Source organism: Coprobacter sp., from assembly GCF_982436375.1.
Map to the genome: position 1 here is coordinate 1 of NZ_CEWDCG010000171.1, position 6,729 is coordinate 6,729.

9 protein-coding genes are annotated in these 6,729 nt (G+C 41.2%); 2 read left to right on the forward strand and 7 right to left on the reverse strand.

Going from position 1 to position 6,729, the window contains the following annotated elements:
- The first annotated feature begins 255 nt into the window (after window positions 1-255).
- Both AC1WHX_RS09465 and asnS read left to right on the forward strand, forming a co-directional pair.
- Entirely contained in the window at window positions 256-1,536 is a 1,281-nt protein-coding gene (locus tag AC1WHX_RS09465) for a pseudouridine synthase (RefSeq protein ID WP_009319067.1), read from the forward strand.
- An 84-nt stretch (window positions 1,537-1,620) separates the two neighbouring features.
- Window positions 1,621-3,027, forward strand: coding sequence for an asparagine--tRNA ligase (asnS, locus tag AC1WHX_RS09470; protein ID WP_009319068.1), 1,407 nt, complete (start codon window positions 1,621-1,623; stop codon window positions 3,025-3,027).
- 99 nt (window positions 3,028-3,126) lie between these two features.
- On the opposite strand, the gene AC1WHX_RS09475 is transcribed toward asnS, so the two are convergent.
- The 7 genes from AC1WHX_RS09475 to AC1WHX_RS09505 all read right to left on the reverse strand — a co-directional run.
- The gene (locus AC1WHX_RS09475) at window positions 3,127-3,567 is read right to left on the reverse strand and encodes a hypothetical protein (protein ID WP_022391062.1); all 441 of its coding nucleotides are present in this window, start codon (window positions 3,565-3,567) and stop codon (window positions 3,127-3,129) included.
- The gene (locus tag AC1WHX_RS09480; protein ID WP_009319070.1) at window positions 3,554-4,015 is read right to left on the reverse strand and encodes a phage holin family protein; all 462 of its coding nucleotides are present in this window, start codon (window positions 4,013-4,015) and stop codon (window positions 3,554-3,556) included. Before AC1WHX_RS09480 ends, AC1WHX_RS09475 begins: the two co-directional genes overlap by 14 nt.
- Entirely contained in the window at window positions 4,000-4,230 is a 231-nt protein-coding gene (locus AC1WHX_RS09485; protein WP_147412143.1) for a hypothetical protein, read from the reverse strand. The genes AC1WHX_RS09480 and AC1WHX_RS09485 overlap by 16 nt, the downstream gene beginning before the upstream one ends.
- The gene (locus AC1WHX_RS09490) at window positions 4,227-4,493 is read right to left on the reverse strand and encodes a hypothetical protein (protein WP_122338096.1); all 267 of its coding nucleotides are present in this window, start codon (window positions 4,491-4,493) and stop codon (window positions 4,227-4,229) included. Before AC1WHX_RS09490 ends, AC1WHX_RS09485 begins: the two co-directional genes overlap by 4 nt.
- A gap of 13 nt (window positions 4,494-4,506) precedes the next feature.
- On the reverse strand, window positions 4,507-5,967 hold the full coding sequence (locus tag AC1WHX_RS09495) for a hypothetical protein (protein WP_481229232.1): 1,461 nt from the start codon (window positions 5,965-5,967) through the stop codon (window positions 4,507-4,509).
- Window positions 5,964-6,230, reverse strand: a complete 267-nt coding sequence (locus tag AC1WHX_RS09500) for a hypothetical protein (RefSeq protein WP_022600723.1) — start codon at window positions 6,228-6,230, stop codon at window positions 5,964-5,966. The genes AC1WHX_RS09495 and AC1WHX_RS09500 overlap by 4 nt, the downstream gene beginning before the upstream one ends.
- Window positions 6,231-6,248: 18 nt before the next feature.
- On the reverse strand, window positions 6,249-6,729 hold a 481-nt coding region (locus AC1WHX_RS09505), incomplete at its 5' end, for a hypothetical protein (protein ID WP_481229234.1).

The window sequence follows — 6,729 nt, forward strand, 5'->3', positions numbered from 1 at the left end:
ATTTATTCTTTCGTGTTTCTCTTTTTTAGATCACTTTTTCAGATTATTAATAGCACGCTACGTTCTCAAAAGTATTTTTTTGCAAAGAACTGAAATTTACACGTTAAGAAATGCAGAAAAACGGCTGATTATTACCATAATTAAAAAAACATTTGCATCTTTGCAAAGAAATAATTATCTTTCAAATTAAATAAACATTTGGAGGTAGGCCGAGAGGCTCACTCTTTATATTAATTACAATTCAAAAGATTCCCTATGGAAAGAGAAAACAAACCAAGGCGACCTCGTATTGGAGAGAGTAAAAGTGTCGCCGGCCGTGACGGTAGTGTAGAAAGATACGAAAAAGTAGATTATTCTCGAAGAACCGAAAACACGTTCGATCCGGAAAGAAGACCCCGGATCAATAATGGCGAAAGAAATTATAATCGCCCTTCTTACGGAGAAAACAACAAGAGACCTTATAACGGCAACAGGCAATCATCCGGTTATAACCGAACCAACAATTATGGGGATGCGGGAAACCGTTCCTATAACAATGATCGCCCGTATAATAAACCGTATAATAACAGGCCTTATAATAACGATCGTCCCCGTTACAACAGTGAAAACAACGACCGCCCCTATCGTCCGGCAAATCGTCCGGCATACGGGAACAATTCCAATAACGGGAACAGGCCTTATAATAACCGTAACAACGGCTCATACAATAATAACAGAAACGGTAACAGACCATATAATAACAACAGACCGCAACGTCGAGACGACTATTCTCAACAACGCAAACGGATCATCTATGAAGAAATAAACGTAGATCCGAACGAACCTATACGTTTAAATAAATATATGGCCAATGCCGGAGTATGTTCTCGTCGTGAAGCCGATGAATTCATACAGCAAGGTCTCGTAAAAGTAAACGGAGTCGTCATGAACGAACTCGGGACTAAAATTACCCGTAGCGACGTCGTTACTTTCCAAGATAAAGTTGTGACTTTGGAACATAAAATATATGTCTTACTGAATAAACCGAAAGATTGCGTGACGACATCAGACGATCCTCAAGGCCGTCTGACCGTAATGGATATTGTCCGAAACGCATGTACAGAACGTATCTATCCGGTAGGTAGATTAGACCGGAATACCACAGGAGTCCTATTATTGACAAATGACGGAGATTTGGCATCAAAACTGACTCACCCGAAATTTATCAAGAAAAAAATCTATCACGTATGGACAGATAAAGATGTTTCGGAAGAAGACATGCAACGGATTGCAGATGGCATTGAATTAGAAGACGGACCTATTCACGCCGATGCTGTCAGCTATGCAACCGATACGGATAAGAATCAGGTCGGAATCGAAATTCACTCCGGACGAAACCGTATCGTCCGCCGTATTTTCGAAGCTTTAGGATACCGAGTGACAAAACTCGACCGGGTTTATTTCGCCGGACTGACTAAGAAAAACTTACCCAGAGGACGCTGGCGTTATCTTACTCAACAAGAAGTCACCATGCTTCAAATGGGTTCGTTCGAATAAAACGAATATAAAATCAAAAAATAAATCTGCACGAATGTCGGAAATTTCCGACATTCGTGTTCAGGCATAAAACAAGAAGGACAAATGGAAACAATCAGCAGAACCAAAATCGCAGATCTGTTCAAAAATAAACCTTTCGGAACTCAAGTTAACGTAAAAGGATGGGTTCGTACTCGTCGCGGGAACAAACAAGTCGGGTTCATCGCTTTAAATGACGGATCGACAATTAAAAATATGCAGATAGTCATCGACCTGCAAAAATTCGATGAAGAACTCTTAAAACCGATTACAACCGGTGCTTGTATCAATGTAAACGGACTATTGGTCGAATCGCAGGGAAAAGGCCAAGATGCAGAAATACAAGCAGAAGAAATAGAAATATACGGAACTGCCGATCCGTTGACCTATCCGTTACAAAAGAAAGGTCATTCCATGGAGTTTTTACGAGAAATAGCACATCTGCGTCCTCGTACAAATACGTTCGGAGCTGTATTTCGGATGCGACACCACATGGCAATGGCAATACATACATTTTTCCATGAAAGAGGTTTTTACTATTTTCATACTCCGATCATTACCGCTTCCGACTGTGAAGGAGCAGGACAGATGTTTCAGGTGACTACCATGAATCTGTATGATTTGAAAAAGGATGAAAACGGATCGATTATTTATGATAATGACTTTTTCGGTAAACAGGCGAGCCTGACCGTTTCAGGTCAACTTGAAGCCGAATTAGCAGCAATGGCGATGGGAGCCGTTTATACATTCGGTCCTACATTCCGGGCAGAAAACTCCAATACTCCCCGTCATCTCGCAGAATTTTGGATGATCGAGCCGGAAGTTGCATTTATCGAAATTGCAGAAAATATGCAATTGGCAGAAGACTTCATAAAATATTGCGTTCGCTGGGCCTTAGACAACTGTAAAGACGATCTGCAATTCCTTAACGACATGTTCGACAAAGGACTTATCGAACGGCTGCAATCGGTTCTTAAAGATGAATTCGTACGACTGTCTTATACCGAAGGTGTCAAGATATTGGAAGATGCGGTCGCTAAAGGTCACAAATTCGAATTTCCGATATATTGGGGGGCAGACCTCGCATCCGAACATGAACGGTATTTGGTAGAAGAACACTTCAAACGTCCGGTCATCCTCACCGATTATCCGAAAGAAATAAAATCATTCTATATGAAACAGAATGATGACGGAAAAACGGTCCGCGCCATGGATGTCCTATTCCCTAAAATAGGAGAAATCATAGGAGGTTCGCAACGTGAAGAAAATTATGACAAACTTTATACTCGTGCTAAAGAAATGGGTGTTCCGGAAAAAGATATTTGGTGGTATCTCGATACACGACGCTTCGGGACTGCCCCGCATTCCGGTTTCGGTTTAGGATTTGAACGACTTTTATTGTTCGTTACCGGAATGACAAATATTCGAGATGTCATTCCGTTCCCAAGAACTCCGAAAAATGCAGAATTTTAAATATTCCTATAAAATAAAGACTTCCCGAAAAATTGAATTTTTCGGGAAGTCTTTATTTTATACCTATTTTATAGCCTTAATCTATTCAAAGTTTTCGAATTATACCTTAAACAGATGTACTTTCCCTTTATCCGCATCATACACATCCAAGTGCAGCCAAGAAACGCCATCCTCCAAACGAATCGGACAGGGCAGCAGAATTTGATTCTTTATGATCAATCTTCTCGCTTCCTCTGCCGTCATCCCTTCTATCGTCGCATCTATGGCCTTCCCGAAATTATGCGCAGACAAATAGAGTTTCCCGTTTTTTGTCTTATCCCTTACCAGTTGACAAATATTGCACCGAAGTCCTCTTTGGGTATAACCTCCTCCTGAAGCCCAATTATTAACAATCATCGGTTTGTTCAATATTTTCTCCCGGATTATATCAAGCGTCTCTATCAATTCCGGATCGATAAACATCCATGCCCGTTCTCCATATTTTTTATAGACTTCGGGACAAACAAGTTCTTGTATTTTGAAGTGCTTACTTTTTTTCATTTCCTACTCCTTTTAATTTTTCGATTAACTCTTTCGCTTTTTCAATGTCTTTACAATTGATGATCTCTTTCATGGCTTCGGGGATATCAGCGGCGACTGACCGCTTCTCTTTCAAGTTCTCGAAGACACTGCGCAGTTCTATATACACGATACAGAGCGTCCCGAACATGGAGGCATAAGGAAGATTATAAACCGTGATAAACGAACCGACAATGTCGAATAACAGGAACATTATCTGAACTCTCCAATATTCTCCGATCTTTGCTACCGTTCGCCTAAGTTTATCGCTATAAATTTGCTCGTGTCGGGCTCTGGCTTTTTCAACTCCCGTCCACAAATCGATAAATACGGCTATAACCATTATGATCCAAAAAACTAAAATAATGACAGCTCGACGTTTTAATTCTCCGATCTGATCGCTGCTAATAAAATCTAAAATAATATCCATATCCTCCATATAATAAATAATTGAACAATTTGTCCGGCAATACCGCCTATCAGTGTTGCCCATAAATCGAGCCGGTCGAATTTCCCGCTCCATGCCTTGTCTCCATATTCCTTACCGATCGCCAAGCCTATGGAAAACAGTAACGTGCCTATCAACGCCCCGAGAAATCCATATAAGATATGACGAGGACGGTTACTTTCTCTCAACCATTTCATCGAAGACCTCCTTCCTGATCCGGTGTCCATTCCGGGCTGGCCAACAGTTTCTCCAGCTCTTTCCCCTGATAGACGGGATAATTCTCCCACTCTACGCTATCTTCCGATAGGGGCATTATTTCCTTATTTTTCTCCGATACCAGCGTATCGTATGTTTCTACGTGCATGATCGCTTCTGTTGCGTCTACGTTCTTTCTTCTCGTTTCCCAATCCGGGTCTATATCTTTAAGTTCCGAAATCGGGATTTTGTAATATCTGTTCATCGTATTTTGGTTTTTAGAATTCGTTATTTTCTCCGGCCTTGCCGTCTATATCTTCTCCGTTGTATTGACACGAGGCCTTATAGTTATGCTTTATTTCTTCTTCGGTTAACTCCCTGTTATATATTAATGCATCATATATTTTCTGTTTACATGCGTAAATAGGGGAATTATTTATTGATCCTAATGTAATCCCGATTACATTGTTTTCTTTTCCGCCATTAAAGCATCCTACAACGAATATCTCTTTTCCTTTATTGGAAATATTAAAATTTGTTTTACTGATATTGCCATTCATTATATATCTATTCTCTGACGAGAAACAAATACCCTTGTTTATTCCTAAATAATAGCTACTCCCATAAATAAGTCCGCTCCAACTATTACCGGTTAATAATTCAACATCACTAATTGTAAAAAGAATTGTAAAATCTATATTGGTCATTGCTTTTTCAACACTTGAAAAGTCATCTACCCCGTCATATTGAATATAGCCGTCTCCGTAACCGGAATCGACTGTATATGCAAAGTTTTTATTTTCAAGGTCGTTCCCGTTGCCGGACAGATCCGGAAGAATGTTTTTATTCTCATCCGTGTTGCTTCGTCCTCGACCGGTATAGTAACCGATCAGACCCTCCCGGATGTAGTCCAATGCTTTCGATACTTTACATCGGGCTATCATACGGGGTTTTACTTCGGCGGCATTGCTGGCGAAATAGGTCTGTTCGTCATAGGTCGTTATTACCGGTAAATCAAGAGAATATTCTGCCGGAGTAAATAATACATAATAATAGATAGTACTTTCATCCTCGATCATGGCTTTTAATGCTTCTTCCGTTGGATAGTCGGTTATATCATATACAACTGTAAATCCGTATCTCAGACTGTTTGTCCATACTCCATACACTTTATTCCACTTATTGGATGTGGAATCTCCTGTATAATAGAATTTATTGCTGTAAAAGACAGATATGTCAGGGGTTACTTGTGTTCCTTTTACCGATCCTCTTACAAGGACTTCTCTTAAATCTCCGTTACTATTAAGTGTTGAGATTGAAGTGACGGTGAATCCTGTACTCACACCTATCCGCTGTATCAGTTTCCATTCTTTTCCGTTATACACTACTTCATCGTATATGCCGTTTACTGATCGAAGTATACCGTCATGTCCCGCCTTTTTCATTGCTTCTTTGATGTTCAACAACTGGTAATCGCTTCCTGCTTTATCCGGCATGACTGACAAAAACAGCCCACTGTCTCCTACCGATCGCATAGGTACGGGATTCGCAGGGGTCGGTGTTCCGTTCTGTTCCGTAAGCCCATGTATCGATAGGGACAACAGTTTATCGTCTCCCGGTTTCGTGTTCCAGATCGGAAAAGCTCGGCCGGAGGCCTCTACTTCCGGATGGTTCGTCCCGGAGGTTGAAGCGTGACCAAGCTTCCCTAAATGTCCTAAGTTCCCTAATCCGTTCATCATTCCATTACATTTGCTGTTCCAGATATCTCTATCGAATACCCTTCATATACCGAAAAATATTCTGTCTGTCCGGACGGAAGGAGAACTCCGCTGCCGGTTTTATCTCCTCTATATTGCCAGAGCCGGCAGTCGGTAACGGCCGTTATCCGGATTATACGGCTTGCTCCTGACGGAAGTGTCCCGTCCGTGATGTCTTGGGCTGTTCCTATCGGCAATACCGGTACGGGATTGAGGTTCTTGTCTAAGGGCATGATATTGTTCATATTGTTATGGTTTTATCGTTATGGTAATGTTACTGCTATTTGGATTGGCATATCCGGTCTTATTTTCTCTATTATCATGGAGACGAGAGATTCCGGATTGGTAAAGGTTATTTTACCGGTTTCTCCGTCATTTTCTGTCGCAAAAACAAAATTCCCTGTATAGGTCGTATCTTCAACGGTATATTTATAATAGAACAGGTATCTTGTCCCCGTTTCAACATTCGTGATTATATCATTGAATGTGTTGTTTCCTAAAAACGGTATGGCAGTATCCGCATCGGCTATTTCTTCTGTACCATCAGCCGTATTGAGATCGATCTCCATGATTTCGATCGAGTCCAGTTTCCGTTTGTCCGACGAAGGCATCAGACCGGCTTCCGAATCATTGGCTGTTTTTGCAAGGGCAAGAGGTATCCGTTCCGGGTTCTCCTCCGGATCTAACATGGTTATGAACGGCTCTCCTTCCGATGTGATGCCGATACTGCGGTTATTATCGGAA